Source organism: Peribacillus sp. NPDC097895 (assembly GCF_050277555.1).
Classification (GTDB): domain Bacteria; phylum Bacillota; class Bacilli; order Bacillales; family DSM-1321; genus Peribacillus.
Genome location: NZ_JBNNSH010000005.1, coordinates 24310 through 42302, shown reverse-complemented (window position 1 = coordinate 42302; position 17993 = coordinate 24310). Strand labels below are relative to the sequence as shown.

The 17993-nt window shown below is 40.7% G+C and carries 17 protein-coding genes; 11 read left to right on the top strand and 6 right to left on the bottom strand.

The features are described 5' to 3' along the window. Nucleotides 1-129: 129 nt before the first annotated feature. Nucleotides 130-492: a winged helix-turn-helix transcriptional regulator gene (locus ACQKMH_RS21365; RefSeq protein WP_427589416.1), complete on the bottom strand. Its 363-nt coding sequence runs from the start codon at nt 490-492 to the stop codon at nt 130-132. A 415-nt stretch (nt 493-907) separates the two neighbouring features. Between ACQKMH_RS21365 and ACQKMH_RS21360 the strand changes: the two genes are divergently transcribed. After that, a complete protein-coding gene (locus ACQKMH_RS21360; protein WP_427589415.1) occupies nt 908-1330 on the top strand; it encodes an SRPBCC family protein in 423 nt (140 codons plus the stop codon). A gap of 127 nt (nt 1331-1457) precedes the next feature. On the opposite strand, the gene ACQKMH_RS21355 is transcribed toward ACQKMH_RS21360, so the two are convergent. After that, complete coding sequence (locus ACQKMH_RS21355; protein WP_427589414.1) at nt 1458-1625, bottom strand: hypothetical protein; 168 nt, start codon at nt 1623-1625, stop codon at nt 1458-1460. 143 nt (nt 1626-1768) lie between these two features. Here ACQKMH_RS21355 and ACQKMH_RS21350 point away from each other — a divergent pair, with 143 nt between their 5' ends. Continuing rightward, entirely contained in the window at nt 1769-2323 is a 555-nt protein-coding gene (locus tag ACQKMH_RS21350) for a cysteine hydrolase family protein (RefSeq protein WP_427589413.1), read from the top strand. Nucleotides 2324-2543: 220 nt separating this feature from the next. Here the strand turns inward: ACQKMH_RS21350 and ACQKMH_RS21345 are convergent, their stop codons facing one another. Beyond that, a complete protein-coding gene (locus ACQKMH_RS21345) occupies nt 2544-3320 on the bottom strand; it encodes a 3-hydroxybutyrate dehydrogenase (RefSeq protein ID WP_427589412.1) in 777 nt (258 codons plus the stop codon). A 253-nt stretch (nt 3321-3573) separates the two neighbouring features. On the opposite strand from ACQKMH_RS21345, the gene ACQKMH_RS21340 reads away from it, so the two are divergent. From ACQKMH_RS21340 to ACQKMH_RS21315, 6 genes are all read left to right on the top strand, one after another. Next, nucleotides 3574-4521: a 3-hydroxyacyl-CoA dehydrogenase family protein gene (locus ACQKMH_RS21340; RefSeq protein WP_427589411.1), complete on the top strand. Its 948-nt coding sequence runs from the start codon at nt 3574-3576 to the stop codon at nt 4519-4521. Next, entirely contained in the window at nt 4518-5693 is a 1176-nt protein-coding gene (locus ACQKMH_RS21335; RefSeq protein WP_427589410.1) for an acetyl-CoA C-acetyltransferase, read from the top strand. Before ACQKMH_RS21340 ends, ACQKMH_RS21335 begins: the two co-directional genes overlap by 4 nt. A 64-nt stretch (nt 5694-5757) precedes the next feature. Further along, nucleotides 5758-7428, top strand: a complete 1671-nt coding sequence (locus ACQKMH_RS21330; RefSeq protein WP_427589409.1) for a sigma-54 interaction domain-containing protein — start codon at nt 5758-5760, stop codon at nt 7426-7428. A gap of 628 nt (nt 7429-8056) precedes the next feature. Further along, on the top strand, nt 8057-9442 hold the full coding sequence (locus ACQKMH_RS21325; RefSeq protein ID WP_427589408.1) for a GntP family permease: 1386 nt from the start codon (nt 8057-8059) through the stop codon (nt 9440-9442). Between the two features lie 32 nt (nt 9443-9474). Continuing rightward, a complete protein-coding gene (locus ACQKMH_RS21320; protein ID WP_427589407.1) occupies nt 9475-10170 on the top strand; it encodes a CoA transferase subunit A in 696 nt (231 codons plus the stop codon). Nucleotides 10171-10187: 17 nt separating this feature from the next. After that, complete coding sequence (locus ACQKMH_RS21315) at nt 10188-10835, top strand: 3-oxoacid CoA-transferase subunit B (protein ID WP_427589406.1); 648 nt, start codon at nt 10188-10190, stop codon at nt 10833-10835. 135 nt (nt 10836-10970) lie between these two features. Here the strand turns inward: ACQKMH_RS21315 and ACQKMH_RS21310 are convergent, their stop codons facing one another. The 3 genes from ACQKMH_RS21310 to ACQKMH_RS21300 form a co-directional block, all read right to left on the bottom strand. After that, nucleotides 10971-11186: a hypothetical protein gene (locus tag ACQKMH_RS21310; protein WP_427589405.1), complete on the bottom strand. Its 216-nt coding sequence runs from the start codon at nt 11184-11186 to the stop codon at nt 10971-10973. 261 nt (nt 11187-11447) lie between these two features. Beyond that, complete coding sequence (locus tag ACQKMH_RS21305; protein ID WP_230161499.1) at nt 11448-11615, bottom strand: hypothetical protein; 168 nt, start codon at nt 11613-11615, stop codon at nt 11448-11450. 74 nt (nt 11616-11689) lie between these two features. Then, a complete protein-coding gene (locus ACQKMH_RS21300; RefSeq protein WP_427589404.1) occupies nt 11690-13339 on the bottom strand; it encodes an FMN-binding glutamate synthase family protein in 1650 nt (549 codons plus the stop codon). A gap of 169 nt (nt 13340-13508) precedes the next feature. Between ACQKMH_RS21300 and ACQKMH_RS21295 the strand changes: the two genes are divergently transcribed. From ACQKMH_RS21295 to ACQKMH_RS21285, 3 genes are all read left to right on the top strand, one after another. Next, nucleotides 13509-15143: an acetolactate synthase large subunit gene (locus tag ACQKMH_RS21295; protein WP_427589403.1), complete on the top strand. Its 1635-nt coding sequence runs from the start codon at nt 13509-13511 to the stop codon at nt 15141-15143. 26 nt (nt 15144-15169) lie between these two features. Next, nucleotides 15170-16603 carry an aldehyde dehydrogenase family protein gene (locus ACQKMH_RS21290; protein ID WP_427589402.1) on the top strand — a complete coding sequence of 478 codons (1434 nt, stop codon included), beginning with the start codon at nt 15170-15172 and terminating at the stop codon, nt 16601-16603. A gap of 395 nt (nt 16604-16998) precedes the next feature. Continuing rightward, on the top strand, nt 16999-17991 hold the full coding sequence (locus ACQKMH_RS21285) for a phosphotransferase enzyme family protein (RefSeq protein ID WP_427589401.1): 993 nt from the start codon (nt 16999-17001) through the stop codon (nt 17989-17991). Nucleotides 17992-17993: the final 2 nt, after the last annotated feature.

Below are 17993 nucleotides of genomic sequence, written 5' to 3'. Positions count from 1 at the left end.
CCGACTCGTCTAGAACATAAAAATTGTTTTCATTTCCCCGAGGGGAGTAGCCGTGTGAAAAGGGAGTCATATAAAGACTGTATCCTATTATTTTCGAGATACAGTCAAAATCCATAAAGAATTATTCTATTATAGGGTGCTCTTGTTCTTTACACTCGTTGTATATTTTTTACCCCATTCTCCCATACTCTCCAGTATCGGCATAAAACTTTCCCCTGCATTAGTTAAAGAGTACTCAACTTTTGGAGGTACTTCTTGATACACTTTTCTGTTTATCATTTGATCTCTTTCTAATTCCCTCAGCTGACTAGTCAGTATTCCTTTTGAGATTCCCGGTACCAATCTTTGAAGCTCACCAAATCGCCTTGTCTCTTTCAAATGCCATAGAATAATGATTTTCCATTTACCTGCAATGACATTTTGTGTTTCTGTGACTGGGCATACCTCTATTTGTTCCTTGGGAATTTCGCCCTGAAATGAAGTTCGAGCCATGCTAAATCCCTCTCTTTCCTAATGGTCCTGTTTTTATGACTACTTCCAAATTTGCAACTAACACAATATTATAAGACCGTGCTTAAACATACAAGTTACACACAAAGATAATTGGAACCATTGGAGGAAACGGTAAAAAGAGGCTATTGATAGAGGATATGAAGGAACAGGAATAGTGGGATGCTTTAAATATCTTCAGGCAGATCCATAGATTGCAGGAATTAAATTGCACTTTGATTTAAAACCATTATTTCCATGTTGCCTAGTTTGCTCTTTCTTGATTAAGCGTGTAACCTTGAAGAAGAGCAGTCAACAATCGTGCAAATAAGTATCAAACCATCATGTTATTTGTAAAATAACTTCTTGTCACAATGTCTAGTATAAAAATTCCTTGAAAGAGAGTGGAGTTACTAATATGAACAACCTTACGAAATTTCAAATTTCAAAACCAGCTCATGAAGTATTTGAAGCCTTTGCTGATCCTGCGAAAATCGGGAATTTTTGGTTTTCATCGAGTTCGAAAAGGTGGGAAAAAGGCAAGACGATTACTTTGAGATATGATGAATACAATGCACAGGCAGATATAACAGTAATTGAAATCGATGAACATAAGAAAATTGTTTTCGAGTGGGGAGAAGGACATATTGTAACCATTACTCTAGAAGAGCTGGATAATTCAAGTACAATCATTGAAGTCAACGAAGAAGGATTTAAGGAAAATGATGATGAGTTAGTCAGTCAAATGATCGATAATAAAGAGGGCTGGGTTTATATGTTGACCTGTTTAAAAGGTTATTTGGAATATGGCATTAATTTGAGAGCGGCATTAGTTAAATAAATTGATGGATATGAAAAAGCTGCAACACATATAGTAGTAGGCAAAGAATCTTCAACAACCGTTCGCTATAAAGATACATAAGGCTCATCCATATTAGTCAGGCCAAATATGGATGAGCCTATAGTTGTTATACACGCAAAAATCCGTAATCATCATCATCCTGTTCGTTATTCTCTTGATGATTATCACCAAGAGATGGTAAGCCAGGTATATAACCTGCAATCCCTGGATTTTGAGACCCGACCATGAGATATGTGAATCCACTTAAATTTTCAAGCGTCTGTATTCCTGTCACTTCTCCACTGTCAGGAGCCGAGATATCGCCCTTTCCAAAAGAAAGTGGGGAAGTTCATGAGGATAAGGATAGAAAAGATCTAATATATAACAAGTCATAGTTTTGTTATAATTAAAACAAATGAAATAAGGAGGTGTTTACGGTTGGGAAAGAAAGTATTAGTTATCATTGATGTGCAAACGGCCGTCGTGGAACACGCGTATAAACGGGATAAGATAATTGACAATATCAACCGATTAATTCGTTGTGCAAGAGAACAACAGGTTCCGATAGTGTATATTCAGCACGAACATCCAGAAGGCCCAATGAGAAAAGGCGAACCTGGGTGGCAGCTTCATCCGCGACTTGAGAAGCCCCTCCATCAAGAGGTTACCATCCATAAAAGCGTACCGAATTCATTTACTCACACACCTTTAAAACAAACACTCGACAAACTTGGCACAACGCACCTCTACATTTGTGGTGCACAGACGGAATACTGTGTTGATTCCACAAGCCGAGGAGCCTTTGATTTGAATTATGACGTCACCCTTATCACTGACGCCCACACAACGAATGATGCCGATCACCTATCAGCCCCTCGCATTATCGAACATACCCATGGAACGTTAAAGAATTTTTGGAGTCCAAATGCAACAATAACTTTAGAAAAATCATCAGATCTTGACTGGATGAAAAGTGAAATGAACCCTCAATAAGGGATCCTAGTAACCTTTTATTTTTGGTTCTTTTGCAGATGGGCGCGATTCTTTAATAAGAATCGCTTTTTTTGTTTGTTTTTTACCCAGGAATGCAACCTGCTATCCTTTGGTTGTATTGTGAAAAAATTCAGGTCTTTCTCGATATAGAAAAACCCGAATAAAGGACACTTTTTTGTGTCGTCTATTCGGGTTAAATTTATTTTACAGATGTATCCTTTTATTGAGCTGTATACCCACCATCTAACACAACTGCCTGGCCAGTGATGCCTCGTGCTTTGTCGCTTGCGAGGAATATGGCGTAGTCGGCAATTTCACTTACATCGAGCAAGCGGTTTTGTGGGACGAGTGGATAGATGACTTCTTCCAAAACGCTTTCTAGTGGTACTTGTCTTGTTTTTGCCAGATCCTCCAGTTGACCGCGGACGAGAGGTGTGTCCACGTATCCTGGGCAAAGGGCATTTACGGTTATGCCAAAAGAGGCACTTTCTAAGGCGGCGACTTTCGTTAAACCGATTACACCGTGTTTTGCACTATTGTACGCTGCTTTGTTGGCAAATCCAATTAGACCGTTAATGGAAGAGATGTTGATGATTCTGCCGAAGCCTTGTTCTTTCATGATAGGCAAAACGTTTTTAATCGAAATGAATGGAGCGATCAGCATGATTTTGATCATCAGTTCGAATTTTTCAGTTGGAAACTCCTCAATTGGTGCAACATGCTGAAGGCCTGCGTTATTAATGAAAATATCTATTCGTCCATATTTGTCTTTAGCTTGTTTGATTAGTTGGATAATATCCTCTTCACTTGTTACGTCCGCTTTTAAGCCGATAACTTCCAAGCCTTTGTTCCTTAGGTCTAAAGCAGCTTTTTCAACTGTGCTTTGATTTAGGTCGGACAAAACGACCTTTGCGCCATTTTCAGCAAATATCTTACCAATCTCAAAGCCAATTCCTCTCGCAGATCCGGTAATTATCGCCACTTTATCTTTAACCATAGTACATTCCTCCAAAAAAAATGTAATGGTCTAAGTCTGTCATTTTAAGTTAAGTACAGGGAATATTTCAATTGGGAAGCAAACTTGGAAATATAAAGGGAAGGTTATAAAAATATGGTTTAGGTTAATGAGTAAGAGTCTATCATGATTTTCAACATAACAAAAGAATTTTGTTTTCCTAAGCATTGGCATAGATATTGCATGAATAAAATGTGAGTAAATACAGGTAATTAAAACGGAAAGGGGAAGCTGGATGATTAAAAAAATAGCCGTTATCGGTTCGGGTGTAATGGGAAGTGGAATCGCTTTGTCTTTTGCAGCTGGCGGGTATTTCGTCACCATCAACGACATTAAGGAAGAGTTTCTATCACATGCCCAAAATCGAATTTCTGAGAATCTATCACTGCTCATTGAGGAAGGGGCTTTGACAGAACAGGAAAAGCAAGGCGCATTAGCTAATATTACATATAGTGTTGATTTGGAAGGAGCCGTAAGGGATGCTGATTTTATCATTGAGGCTATTCCGGAAGTAATCGAGTTAAAGTTAAATCTATATGAGCAATTGGAGAAAATAATCAAACCGGATGCCATTGTTGCTTCAAATACATCTACTTTTCCGATTTCTCAATTGATGGAGAAGGCTTCGTTTGCGGACCGAATGGTCATCACGCATTTCTTTAATCCTGGCCATTTGGTTCCATTGGTTGAAATCGTAAGGCATAACGAAACAAAGCCGGAAATCGTAAAGACAACATTTGATTTGATGCGTAAAATCGGTAAGTCTCCGATTCTCTTGAAAAAAGAAATAGCAGGATTCATTGCTAATCGTCTGCAGACCGCATTGATGCGGGAAGCCTTTTATCTATTAAAAGAGGGTGTTGCCAATGCTGAGGATATTGATACAGCGATAACGGCAGGACCAGGGTTTCGATGGGCATTTACTGGGCCAATCGAGATTGCTGATTTTGGCGGACTGGATACATGGCAGCGTGTTTTTGATAATGTTTCACCAGTATTGGATCAGAGTAAGGAAGCTCCTGTTTTGATTCGTGATTTGGTGGATAAGGGGAAGCTTGGGACGAAGTCGGGAGAAGGGATATTCACATATGAGGAATCTACCGTTTCTCAGAGAATCAATAAGAGGGACCGTAATTTTATTAAACTGGGAAAATTAAAAATGGAGAAGGAGGAAGAATTATGAGAGAAGTAGTGATTGTAGGGGCAGCAAGAACACCAGTTGGTACGTTTGGGGGTAGTCTTGCCAATGTTTCAGCGGTTGAACTGGGGGTTGTGGCAGCAAAGGAAGCGATTAAGCGGGCAAATATTTCGGCTGACATGATAGATGAGGTATTGATCGGGAATATTCTATCTGCTGGATTAGGCCAAAATGTGGCACGTCAAGTTGCGATTCATGCAGGGGTTCCGGAAACAACTCCGGCGATGGCTGTTAATAAACTTTGCGGGTCAGGCCTACGTACGGTAATAATGGGGGCCCAATTCATTGCCCTCGGTGATGCCGATGTGATTCTTGCTGGGGGTATTGAAAGCATGAGCAATGCCCCATATTTACTTCCAAATTATCGTTTTGGACAGAAAATGGGTAATGCCGAAGCAGTGGATTCAATGACATATGACGCCTTAACGGATGTTTTTAATCAATATCATATGGGCGTGACTGCGGAGAATATTGCAGAGCAGTGGGAAATCAGCCGTGAAAAGCAGGATGAATTTGCTTTATATAGCCAAATGAAAGCTGAAAAGGCCCAGTTAGAAGGACGATTTTCAGATGAAATCGTACCTGTTGAATATAAACGTAGAGGAAAGACGATTTTGGTTGACCAAGATGAACACCCACGTCATGGGCTGACGATGGAACAATTAACGAAGCTTCGTCCTGCTTTTAAGGAAAATGGTACGGTTACGGCCGGAAATGCGTCTGGAATCAATGATGGGGGGGCAATGCTGATCCTGATGTCCAAAGAAAAAGCAGACGAGCTGGGTCTGGAACCGTTAGCAACTATTAAGTCCTATGCAAATGCTGCACTTGATCCGAAAATCATGGGATACGGTCCAGTGCCTGCGACAAGAAAAGCTTTAGCAAAAGCGGGATTGACAGTAGATGAAATTGATTTGATGGAAGTGAATGAAGCCTTTGCGGCACAGTCCCTTGCCGTGCTTAAGGACCTTGAACTAAAGCCGGAGAAAGTGAATGTAAATGGTGGGGCGATTGCTCTGGGTCATCCGGTAGGTGCTTCTGGTGCCCGTATCTTAGTGACTTTATTGTACGAAATGAAGCGTAGAGATGCAAAAACCGGCCTTGCTACCTTATGTATTGGCGGCGGACAGGGAACTGCGCTAATTGTGGAACGGTAATGACTCGGCCTCATTTTCCTATGATATAATGGGGGAAACTTCAGACGGGTTAAGGAGAATAGGAATGGTCAGCGATAATAAAACTGTTCAATTTGAATTAGTGAAAGCGATATTGGAAGAATTACCTTTTGGTGTTTTGGTAACGAAAAACGAAAAAGAAATCGTTTTATGCAATCGCGTATTATCAGAGGCTTTTGCTGAGAATCAATTTGACATGCAAACAAATTTGATTATGGAAAAAAACCTTAAACCAGCTGTAAATACTCCTATTCGTTTGAACGATAATAACGGGATTGTCAGAAAAGCCATCGTTCAAATGGCTGATGAGGAGTATCAGATTTACCTCCTATTGTTTACAAATAATAAAAGTGATTTTCTTAATATCGATAATCATGAAGAACTTCTGTTTAAGGATATAATCGAATTTGCCTATGACGGCTTGGTGATGGTCGATACGGAAGGGTATGTCCAAATGCTGAGCCACGCCTATGCGGATTTTCTTGGGGTCGATCAGGAAAGCTCCATAGGGAAACATGTAACGGAGGTCATTGAAAATACCCGAATGCATGTGGTTTCCAAAACTGGCAAGCAAGAGGTAGCTGAATTACAAAAAATTAAAGATAATTATATAATTGCGACCCGCTCCCCAATACGGAAACAAGGTAAATTAATAGGAGCGGTCGGGAAGATTTTATTTAAGAATGTCGGGCAATTTACGGCTCTTTCCAAGCGGATAAACTCACTTGAAGTAGAGCTGAAAAAGTACAAAGGCGATTTTCGCGAGAGAAATAAGGCCTCATATACGTTTGATCATTTGATGGGAAGAAGTCCTGCTTTTATGGAAGTAAAAGGTCAAGCCAAAATTGCAGCTAAAAGCGACTCAAATGTGTTGATCTTGGGCGAAAGCGGAACAGGTAAGGAGCTGTTTGCCCATTCCATTCATAATGATAGCAGAAGGTCCATGGGTGTGTTTGTCAAAGTGAACTGTGCCGCCATCCCGGCAGAGTTGCTAGAGTCTGAGCTTTTTGGCTATGAAGAGGGTTCTTTCACCGGTGCAAAAAAGGGCGGAAAAGCTGGTAAGTTCGAAGCAGCTGAAGGTGGAACGATTTTTTTAGATGAAATCGGTGAGCTGCCACTGCATATGCAGGTGAAGCTGCTCCGTGTTTTACAAGAAAAAGAAATTGAGAGGGTCGGTTCGACGGGAAGCATTCCGATTGATGTACGGGTAATCGCTGCAACAAACCGTAATCTGGAGGAGATGGTCTCGAAGGGGGAATTCCGACTTGATATGTATTACCGATTAAAGGTCATGCAAATCCAGGTTCCTTCCTTAAGGGAGCGACCAGAAGACATTGAAATTCTGGTAAATCATTTTGTTGAAAAGTACCAGAACCTCATGAAAAAACGTGTAACGGGCATGAGTGATCAAGCTTTAAGGCTGCTTCGCCTTTATAAATGGCCTGGTAATATTCGAGAGTTGGAAAATATCATAGAACGCGCAATGAATATTGTTGAAGAAGGGGAAATGATACGTTCCAAGCATCTCCCTAAAGAAATAACGGGTCATAAAGAATCAGTCTCAATCCGCACTTTAGCAGAAGTCATGGATGAGACCGAACGGGCAACAATCGTTTCATGTTTGGAAATGACTTCTGGCAATAAATCAGAAACGGCAAAGAGACTCGGAGTGAGCCGAACAACACTATATGAAAAAATGAATAAATATGGTTTATGATTGTAAAAAGTACCCTTTAGCCAAAGGGTACTTTTTATACTTTTTAAACCACCTCATTTGAACAGACAAGGGTTTTTTAGGTGGCCAATAAAAGGAAAATATGATATTCATGAATAGTTGATAGCTGCTTATCTTTGAATATGTTAGGAAATCCGTACATGAAAAGAAGGCGAATGTGAATGTTGTAAGAAAAGGTTAACACTTTTATGAAGTTTATTAGTTGTGTGTATTGAAACCTTGACAGTTTTAAGGGACTTTTGCATTTATACTTTATAAAAAGGGAATAAAATGTTTGAAAAGTCTATAAAAGATAATATATTTCAATTTAATTTAAGTTGGCACAAGAATTGCATAATTACTATAGCGAATGGTCTATCTGACATTTTATCTAGTGTTTCCACGTAAAATGGAAAGGGAATTCGTCATTCAACAGTTTGTTGAAAGCGTTATCAATAATTGGGGAGTTATAGTTTTTCACTTAGTATGATCATTAAGCCTGACTTGGGGAAGGCAGGCTTGAATGGTAAAAGCGAAAAGCGAAATGTGGAATTGGGGAAATTAATGTTTCTACTTAAAGGCTTCCGAAATAATTTGGGGGCAAGGGGAGAAAAGAAAAGGGGGAATAGTATTGGTGATTCAAATTTTAGCCATTGTTGTGGCGCTGGGACTTTTAATCTTTTTAGCCTACCGGGGCTATCCGGTCATTATCATAGCGCCGATTGTTACTTTATTGGCGGTCATTTTATCCGGTGGACATTTGCTGCCGAGTTATACAGAGACATATATGACGTTTGCGGCTAACTATGTAAAAGCGTTTTTTCCGATATTTTTATTAGGGGCCGTATTTGGAAAAGTCATGGAGATGAGCGGTGCAGCTGCATCCATTGCCAAGACCATCGTAAAATCATTAGGCTCAAAGCAGGCTATTCTTGCTGTAGTGCTGGCCTGTTCGGCGCTGACATATGGCGGGGTTTCACTGTTTGTAGTGGCATTCGCCGTTTATCCATTCGCAGCGGCAATTTTTAAAGAAGCAGACATTCCAAAGAGATTATTACCGGGAACGATAGCATTGGGCGCTTTCACTTATACGATGGATGCCCTTCCTGGAACACCTCAGATTCAAAATATCATTCCAACGAATTATTTCGGAACAGATACCTATGCAGCTCCATTAATGGGAATTATTGGCGCAATCATGGTATTCACTGGAGGAATGCTCTGGTTAGAGCGTCGTCGTAAACAAGCGCTGGCAAATGGTGAAGGCTACGGGGAAGGACATATTAATGAACCAGAAAGTGCAGAACAGCAAAACCTGCCTAACTTTTGGCTGTCCATCGTACCGCTCATCCTTGTCGTCGCGTTTAATTTTGCATTCAGTCGCAGTGCCATTTCTGTTAAGCACTGGTATGACGCATCGATGTTGAAGGAAACTTTCAACATTGCCGATGTAAGCACAGTCACTTCATCCTGGTCATTGATTGTTGCACTGACTATCGGTATTATTGCAGCGATGCTTCTGAATGTTGGACGTATCAAGGTCAAATTGGCAAGTGGATTAACAGCTGCTGCAATGGGATCTTTGCTTGCCATATTCAATACAGCATCTGAAGTTGGTTTTGGGAATGTGGTGAAAACGCTACCTGGATTTTCGGTCATTCAAAACTGGGTGTTCGATGCAAGCGGTAATCCACTCGTATCCGAAGCTATTGCCGTCAATGTGCTGGCAGGGATTACCGGATCTGCATCTGGTGGACTTTCGATTGCGTTAGAAGTAATGGGAGGTCACTATTTGCAGTTGGCCCAAAGTGTCGGAATCACTCCGGAAATGCTTCATCGTATTGCATCCATGGCATCTGGGGGAATGGATACGCTGCCGCATAATGGTGCCGTCATTACTTTACTTGCCATTACTGGACTGACACATCGTCAATCTTACAAGGATATCTTTGCGATTACGGTTTTGAAAACAGTGACCGTGTTCATCATTGCTTTTGCAACATCACTGTTTATTTAATAGAATAGTATTAAGAATGGAGATGATGGAAAATGAGTAAATTATTAACATCTTTTGATAGCGCTATTGAACAAATCGAGGATGGAGCAACCATTATCGTTGGCGGGTTCGGATTAAGTGGAATTCCAGAAAAACTAATCTTTGCATTGCGTGACAAAGGTGTAAAGGATTTGACGATTGTCAGCAATAATTGTGGTGTCGATGATTGGGGTCTAGGTCTTTTGCTTGAAAATAAACAAATCAAAAAAATGATCGCTTCTTATGTAGGGGAAAATAAGTTATTTGAACAGCAATTTTTAAGTGGCGAGCTGGAGGTCGAGCTAGTTCCCCAAGGGACACTGGCCGAGCGTTTAAGAGCGGGCGGTGCGGGAATTCCTGCCTTTTATACAGCTACAGGAGTAGGAACGGAAGTCGCAAAAGGTAAAGAACATAAAGAGTTTGATGGACGCACATACATTATGGAAAAAGGAATAGTCGGAGATTTTGCCTTTGTAAAAGCCTGGAAAGCAGATCATTTCGGTAATCTTGTATATCGGAAAACCGCAAGGAATTTTAACCCTGTCGTTGCCACCGCAGGGAAAGTTACGATTGTCGAAGTGGAGGAGCTTGTGGGCACAGGAGAGCTCGATCCGGATGAAATTCATACTTCAGGAGTTTATGTACAACAAGTGCTTGTAGGAAATGACTATGAAAAACGAATTGAAAGACTTACAACTGCTAACGCATAAAAAGGAGGAGTATTCGAATGACTAGACAACTAATTTTAGAACGGGCCGTTAAAGAAATCAAAGATGGTATGTGTGTAAATTTAGGGATTGGAATGCCGACCTTGATTGCCAACATGATTCCAAATGACTTCAATGTCATGCTTCAATCGGAAAATGGCTTACTCGGAATCGGGCCTTATCCACAAAAGGATGAAGTGGATCCGGATTTGATTAATGCAGGAAAAGAAACAGTAACGGCAAAATCGGGGGCATCATTTTTTGATAGCGCTGAATCGTTCGCGATGATTCGCGGCGGCCACATCGATCTAGCCATTTTAGGCGGAATGGAAGTTTCCGAGAATGGGGACTTGGCAAACTGGATGATTCCAGGGAAGATGGTAAAAGGAATGGGAGGAGCGATGGACCTCGTCCAAGGCGCAAAACGAATTGTTGTCATTATGGACCATGTGAACAAGCATGGGGAATCCAAAGTGAAAAAGAACTGTACATTGCCGTTGACGGGGGAAAAAGTCGTCCATTGCCTGATTACCGAACTGGCTGTTTTTCAATTTACGGAAGCTGGAATGGAATTGATTGAATTGCAAAATGGCATAACACTTGGTGAAGTGAAAAGTAAAACAGAGGCTGACTTTACAATAAGCCCCTCTATTGAAATTAGAGCGTAAGTTTAAGAGATTACTTGAATGGACCTGACCTATTGACCTGATCAAATTGATTATTAGGCTACTTTTATTCGCAAATGCGCGAATGGAAGTAGTCTAATTTTGTTCACGTTATTTCAGAGCTAATATTGGGGATTATTAGAACTGGATTTTTTTTAGAACTTTCGGTGCCTTCTTGATTCCTTCTGTTCCAATTATACTCGCAATACTCGCCATTAATAAGCTTGAAGAAATAAATTTGGCGGCAAAATAAATTCCTGTTCCAACAACTAGATCTAGGATTAAAAATTTTTTAATTGTGGAGCCCTTTATTACATAAAAAATGATGGAATTATTTTTTTTCATATTTAGCATTGTCACACCTTTATCTTTTTTTAAAGGGTATGACAAAGAGAGGTTGTCATATTCTTTAGGCCTTCGCATCGTCACCAATTACAAGCTATGCTAAATACCCTGCCTCAGTAAAATACCGAGAGCAGGATATTGCATAGGTGCTTTCCGAGAAATTATATAATTTCGGTAACTGTATATTGATTTAGTACAAGCCATGTTATATCCCAGGAGTGATCACTTTGAAAATATTTCCTTTTTCTTCCGCCTGCTGATATGGTGCCGTTAAGGCATCTCGTCATCTTTTTCCCGATTTTTAAAAGCTTCATGTGTTACAATATCCTCAATCTGCTCATACTGTCGACTATGTTCTTTCTCTTCGCTTATTCTATTATCAGGTAAATTTCCAGGATGTCCTTTTTCTTTGTGATTAAAATTTTTACCGCGACCCATACTCAATCTCTCCTTTCTATACTTGCTTGTTTAGTTTTCTCTTTCGTCCAAAAATTATGATTTAATTTCACTGTTTACTGTTTGTGCATCGTTCTGTTAAGAAGGAACTTTTGCTTCCTGGGTTCATTTACACCTATTTTCCGCTCGACTTCATGAAGGATGTTTTCGAGTGATGTTACGACGCCTTTATCATCTTTATAACTAATATGTTTCGGTTGAAAATGAACGGGTGAATTTAAACCTGCTGCGGCTGAAATTCGAAAAAGTCCTTTTCGAAGTGTCACGAGAAAGTTGACCACACGGTATTTCTTTTCGTCTATCACGAGAGCTTTTTGCAAGTCCGGGTCAGTTGTTGCTACCCCAACTGGACATGCATTGGATTGGCACTTCAATGTTTGGATACATCCTATGGCAATCATGAATCCACGCGCAATATTGACGAGATCGGCTCCCATCGCCAAAGCAACCGCAATCCGGTCAGGGGTGAATAGCTTACCTGAGGCGATAATTTTAACCCGATCGCGCACTCCATATTTTTGAAGGGTCGAGACGACAATTGGCAGGGCTGATTTAATCGGCAGACCGACACTATCAATTAATTCTTGATAGGAAGCCCCTGTTCCGCCTTCACCACCATCCACGGTAATAAAATCCGGTCCATTGCCTGTCTCCTTCATATATTTGGCTAGTTCTTCCACGCTATCATTACCGCCGACAACCATCTTCATTCCAACAGGCTTACCTGTATGGTTACGGATTCTCTCAATGAATTCACACATCGTCGGTACATCACTGAATTGATGAAAACGATTAGGACTGTCAATTGATTTGAATGGTTCCACTTTGCGAATCTCGGCAATTTCCGGAGTGACTTTTTCCGCATCAATATGTCCGCCGCGGGTTTTGGCACCTTGAGCGAGCTTAATCTCAAATGCTTTTATTTGAGGAATCTCACTTTTCCGCTTTAACTCATCCCAATCCATTTCGCCAAATTTATCACGCACCCCGAACATGGCCGGACCAATCTGCATAATGATATCGACGCCACCTTTTAAATGATAGGAAGATAGCCCGCCTTCCCCAGTATTCATCCACGTACCTTTCGCTAGCGCTAATCCTTCTGATAACGCTGTGATGGCATTATATCCTAACGAACCATAGCTCATCGCCGACATTCCAATTAATCCTTTTAATCTAAATGGATGCTTAGTATTTGGGCCGATGACCACGGTATCATCTTCATGCAATAAGTAAGCAGAAGATTCCTCATCCTCCCATTTTTCCTTTCGCTGCGAAAAAAGCGGATCCTTCAATAAGATATATCTTTTGGTTATCACCTTTGTTTCTCTATCGAATTTTTCTTCTTCGGCTAATTTGGGGAACATGGCATTCCGAACAAAAAGGCCTTCTTCATCAAAATCACGTTTCGAACCAAATCCAACTACATCTCGCATATACTTTGAGCTTTTTACAATATGCTCGTAGTCATCCCTTGAAAACGGCCTTCCTTCATTATCCCCGTTAAAAAAATATTGCCGCAATTCTGGACCGATTTTTTCTAAAAAGTAGCGCATCCTGCCTAAGACGGGGTAATTCCGTAGTATGGCGTGATGTTTCTGATTTCGGTCAAACAGTAATAAATAGATTAAAAAAATGACAAGTGCGATTAAAATAAGTGCAACAAAAATAAACGCAGTGATAATTAAACGACTTGCGATGTCCATTTTATCCCTCCTAGTAATGACCTTACCTGAGGTTAATTTACTCGAACCTTAATTACTTTATACAGAGTCGGAGTGTCGAAATGCTTTTTAAAGTACTCAAGTACATAATTCCTCGAAGGCAAAGCCAACATATAGAGAAAGAAATTGAAATGGTCGAGGAGGGAATAGTTTGAAGGCATCAGATTTGTTTATACGATGTTTAGAGAATGAAGGGGTTCAGTATATTTTTGGGATACCGGGTGAGGAAAATACGGATCTTATCGATTCTCTAATAGCCACCGATATTAAATTTATCTTAGTTCACCATGAACAAGCCGCGGCTTTTATGGCAGACATCTATGGCAGGCTAACTGGAAAGCCAGGCGTTTGTTTGGGTACATTGGGACCGGGTGCAACGAATTTATTGACAGGGATAGGCAGTGCTTACCTGGATTATTCACCCGTTATCGCGATTACAGGTCAGGCAGGCCTTGATCGAATTCATAAGGAATCGCATCAATATGTGGACATTATTGGAGTTTTTAAGGAAGTAACGAAATGGAATCAACAAATTAAGGTGCCGCATACGATTCCGGAAATTATCCGTAAAGCATTTAAGACGGCAGTCATTGAAAAGCCGGGACCGGTTCATATCGAGCTGCCGGAAGATGTAGCGTTGATGGATACAGAAGGTGAACCACTTCCGGTTACACCAATGCCTAGATCCCGTCCAGCCGAAGAGGAAATAAAAAAAGCCGTGGAATTAATAAATCGTGCTAAAAAGCCTATTATTCTAGCGGGCAATGGCGTAATCCGCGATGAAGCTACGGAGTGCTTACGGAAATTTGCAGAAACGAAGCAAATTCCCATTGTGAATTCGTTCATGGCCAAAGGTGTTTTACCCTCGGATCATCCATTGACCCTTTATACGGTTGGGATGCAGGCAAGGGATTATGTTCTATGCGGGTTTGATTTGGCCGATCTCATTATCACTGTCGGCTATGACTTCGTTGAGTATTTACCTAAATATTGGAATGACGAGGCAATGAATCCGATTATCCATATTGATGCTCGACCGGCTGAGATTGATGCTTATTACCCGGTTCAAGCTGAATTGGTCGGGAACGTCACAGAGGCGCTGGAAGCCTTGACCACTGATGTAGCAGAAAAAGAGCTTTGGCCAGAAGTGAAAAGGTTAAGGTCTCAAATTATTGAAAAGTTTCATTCCTCAGATGATGTATCAGGAAGCCCCATCATCCCTCAGCGAATTATCGCCGATTTGAAAAGGGCGGAAAAGGGGAATGCGATTGTCATATCGGATGTGGGTGCCCATAAATTATGGATTGCACGGATGTATCAGCCGGAAAAGCCTAATCACACGATCATTTCTAATGGCTTTGCATCGATGGGTATTGCCGTTCCCGGTGCAATTGCGGCAAAACTGGCAAAGCCTGATAAACCTGTCATTGCAGTCACAGGGGATGGTGGATTTCTGATGAATGGGGTTGAATTGGCAACGGCCAAACGTCTAGGTCTTGCCTTCGTTATCGTCATTTTCCATGATTCAAAATTGGGTCTGATCGAGTGGAAGCAATTGAATAAATTTGATCGTACAAAAGCGATTGAATTTACGGACCCAGACTTTATAGAATTCGCGAAAAGTTTTGGGGTTAAAGGAGTGAAAGTAACCCACTCCGATGAATTGCTGCATGCATTAGAAGAAGCGATTGCAAGTCAGGAAATTGTCCTGATTGATGTGGATGTGGATTATTCGGAAAATGTAGAGCTCTCAAAAACACTAGGTGATTATATTTGTAAATTATAAAGCAAGTATTTCTGGAGGGATGACAGATGAAGAAAAAGTGGCAATTGTGGATTGGCGGCAAATGGCGGGAGGCTAAATCGTATGAGCCATTATATAATCCCCATACAAATGAAGAAATTGCACAAATCGGACAGGCTGAACCAGCGGATGCCGTTGAAGCGATTGTTGAGGCACATGCAGCTTTTCAGAAATACCGCACCTATCCGGCACATGCACGAGCAGAAATTTTGGTGAAAGCTGCAGCCATCATGGAAGAACGCAGTGAGGAGCTTGCCAAAATCATTTCTCTGGAGGCAGCGAAAACGATTCGAAATGCTCGTGAGGAAATGAATCGTACGGTTCAAACCTACCGTTTTGCTGCTGAAGCGGCAAAGAACAATTATGGTGAACAAATTCCCATGGATGCGGCAGAGGGCGGGGTTAACCGTTTTGGCTTCACAGTTCGTACCCCGATTGGCGTCGTGACAGCGATTACCCCATTTAACTTTCCTTTTAATCTTGTCGCCCATAAAGTAGGACCTGCCATTGCAGCAGGAAATTCGATCGTATTAAAACCGGCCGAACAAACTCCTCTAAGTGCGCTGGTGCTTGCCGAAATTTTTAAAGAAGCTGGGCTGCCAGAGGGAGTATTGAACATCATTCCAGGCAAAGGGGATGTCTTAAGTGAAGCATTGACGACCCATCCACATGTAAAAAAAGTGACTTTCACTGGCAGTGTGGAAGTCGGACACCTTATCCAGCAGCAGGCAGGCTTCCGTAAGCTTACACTCGAACTCGGATCCAATTCGCCGTTCATCATTGATGAAGGAGTTGATATCGATAAAGTAATTGATCGGAGTGTGATGGGTTCATTTACGAATAATGGGCAGGTGTGTATCTCGATTCAAAGAATTTATGTCCACAAATCCCTGTACCAACGATTTTTGGAGCGATTCGTTAGCACGACCAAACAGCTTGTCATCGGTTCACCGCTGGAGGAAAATACGAATATTACAGCTGTCATTTCGAAAAAATCATTAGAGCGGTTACAAAGTTGGATTGAGGAGGCGGCACAGGAAGGAGCAAAAATTGAGTGCGGCGGTACAGTGGAAGGCAATGTACTATTACCTACCGTCTTAACCAATGTAAATCGTGACTCCAAAGTATTTCGTTTCGAAGTATTTGGTCCAATTGTCTGTATTTTCCCATTCGAAACGCTGGATGATGCCATTAAGGATGCAAATGATTCACGCTACGGATTGAACTCAGGAGTGATGACACCAAGTATAGAGCGGGCTTTTTATGCGGCGGAACGCTTGGAAACGGGTGGAGTTGTCATAAACGACATCCCGACCTATCGGATTGATAATATGCCTTATGGTGGCTGGAAGGACAGCGGTGTGGGCAGGGAAGGTGTCAAATATGCCATGCAAGAAATGATGGAGCAGAAGTTCATTAGCTTTAAAATAAGCGACAAATGATTTGTGGTAAAAAGACGAGTATTGAATATTGACGGATATGTAGGAGTAAAATACATCATCTTCACTTGAAGATAGGAGCTGTCATCTAGGCAGCTCCTTTTTTATTTAATAAAACCGGATAATGTTTTGTAGCATTTTTCCATACCTAAGTGCTGCATAGGCTGAGCATCTTTTTAAATGAACAATTAGCGAAATTAGGAAAGTAGAGTGATATAGAATGGCAATTCGATGTCGCTTCACCACCATCACATATATTTGCCGTTGTTATCATAAATTAATATTAAAGAAGAAAGATAGACGAATAAAGGGAAAAGGTATCTTCCTGTCGTATTGAACATATAATAATTCGTTTTTTATTAACATCATAAACAGGAGTGAAGATAATGGAAGCGTCGGTGGAACGGATTTTTACAAAGGAAATGGTAGGAATGGCCGGGCATTTTTTTCAAGTGAATGCAGAGAGTCCAGTAAAACTTGGAGATGCAGAGAACTACGTATTTGAGGTTTACCGGGATGGAGTGCCATACATCTTAAGAATGACACATCAATCACATCGTTCAAAAGATCAAGTGCTTGCTGAGTTAAAGTGGATGGAGTATTTACAGAATAATGGCAGTGATATTCCAAAGGTTATTCCTTCAACAGAAAATAACTTAGTTGAAATCGTAAAGGGTCTCGATGGCACTGCTTTTTATTGTTGCCTGTTTGAAAAAGCACCTGGTGTAAGGATGAAAATGACTGATGAAAATTTTAACGATGATTTATTTTTTGTATGGGGAAAAACAATAGGTCACCTACATAAAAAAACAAAAGGCTACAAACCTGGAACAGAATATAAAAGATTGAATTGGTTTGAAGAAGAATTATTGAATGTCAAACTCTATAATTCTGATGCTCCAGGGCAAATGATGCACCAACAAGAATTAATCTTGAAGAAATTAAATGCTCTTCCAGTACATCAAGATAACTTTGGATTGATTCATTCTGATATTCATCACGGCAATTTTCATTATCATGAAGGTGAAATTCACGTTTTTGACTTTGATGACTGTTCAAATCACTGGTTTGCAAGTGATTTGGCCATTCCTCTCTATTATCTTATGTGGAGCTTGGAACGTGATGGCGTAAAAGACCTTGATGGATATGCTGCTAAATTTATGAAGGCATTTATAAAAGGCTATGAGACGGAAAATAGGCTTGAAGCCGAAGATTACGAAACAATCCCGTTATTTTTAAAATTAAGAGATCTAACATTATATAATTTTTTCCATAAAAAGTATGATTTGAAGAATACGGATAGTCAATTAAACGAAACCGTTCAAAAAATTGAACAAAGAATAATGGAAGGTCGTCCAATTGTTGACTTCGATTATCACGGAATTTATTAAGC

Bases quoted from the DNA above. Each gene is read 5' to 3' on its own strand.
- ACQKMH_RS21365 (WP_427589416.1), bottom strand. From the start codon at position 492: ATGGCTCGAACTTCATTTCAGGGCGAAATTCCCAAGGAACAAATAGAG.
- ACQKMH_RS21360 (WP_427589415.1), top strand. From the start codon at position 908: ATGAACAACCTTACGAAATTTCAAATTTCAAAACCAGCTCATGAAGTA.
- ACQKMH_RS21345 (WP_427589412.1), bottom strand. From the start codon at position 3,320: ATGGTTAAAGATAAAGTGGCGATAATTACCGGATCTGCGAGAGGAATT.
- ACQKMH_RS21340 (WP_427589411.1), top strand. From the start codon at position 3,574: ATGATTAAAAAAATAGCCGTTATCGGTTCGGGTGTAATGGGAAGTGGA.
- ACQKMH_RS21335 (WP_427589410.1), top strand. From the start codon at position 4,518: ATGAGAGAAGTAGTGATTGTAGGGGCAGCAAGAACACCAGTTGGTACG.
- ACQKMH_RS21330 (WP_427589409.1), top strand. From the start codon at position 5,758: ATGGTCAGCGATAATAAAACTGTTCAATTTGAATTAGTGAAAGCGATA.
- ACQKMH_RS21320 (WP_427589407.1), top strand. From the start codon at position 9,475: ATGAGTAAATTATTAACATCTTTTGATAGCGCTATTGAACAAATCGAG.
- ACQKMH_RS21315 (WP_427589406.1), top strand. From the start codon at position 10,188: ATGACTAGACAACTAATTTTAGAACGGGCCGTTAAAGAAATCAAAGAT.
- ACQKMH_RS21310 (WP_427589405.1), bottom strand. From the start codon at position 11,186: ATGCTAAATATGAAAAAAAATAATTCCATCATTTTTTATGTAATAAAG.
- ACQKMH_RS21305 (WP_230161499.1), bottom strand. From the start codon at position 11,615: ATGGGTCGCGGTAAAAATTTTAATCACAAAGAAAAAGGACATCCTGGA.
- ACQKMH_RS21300 (WP_427589404.1), bottom strand. From the start codon at position 13,339: ATGGACATCGCAAGTCGTTTAATTATCACTGCGTTTATTTTTGTTGCA.
- ACQKMH_RS21290 (WP_427589402.1), top strand. From the start codon at position 15,170: ATGAAGAAAAAGTGGCAATTGTGGATTGGCGGCAAATGGCGGGAGGCT.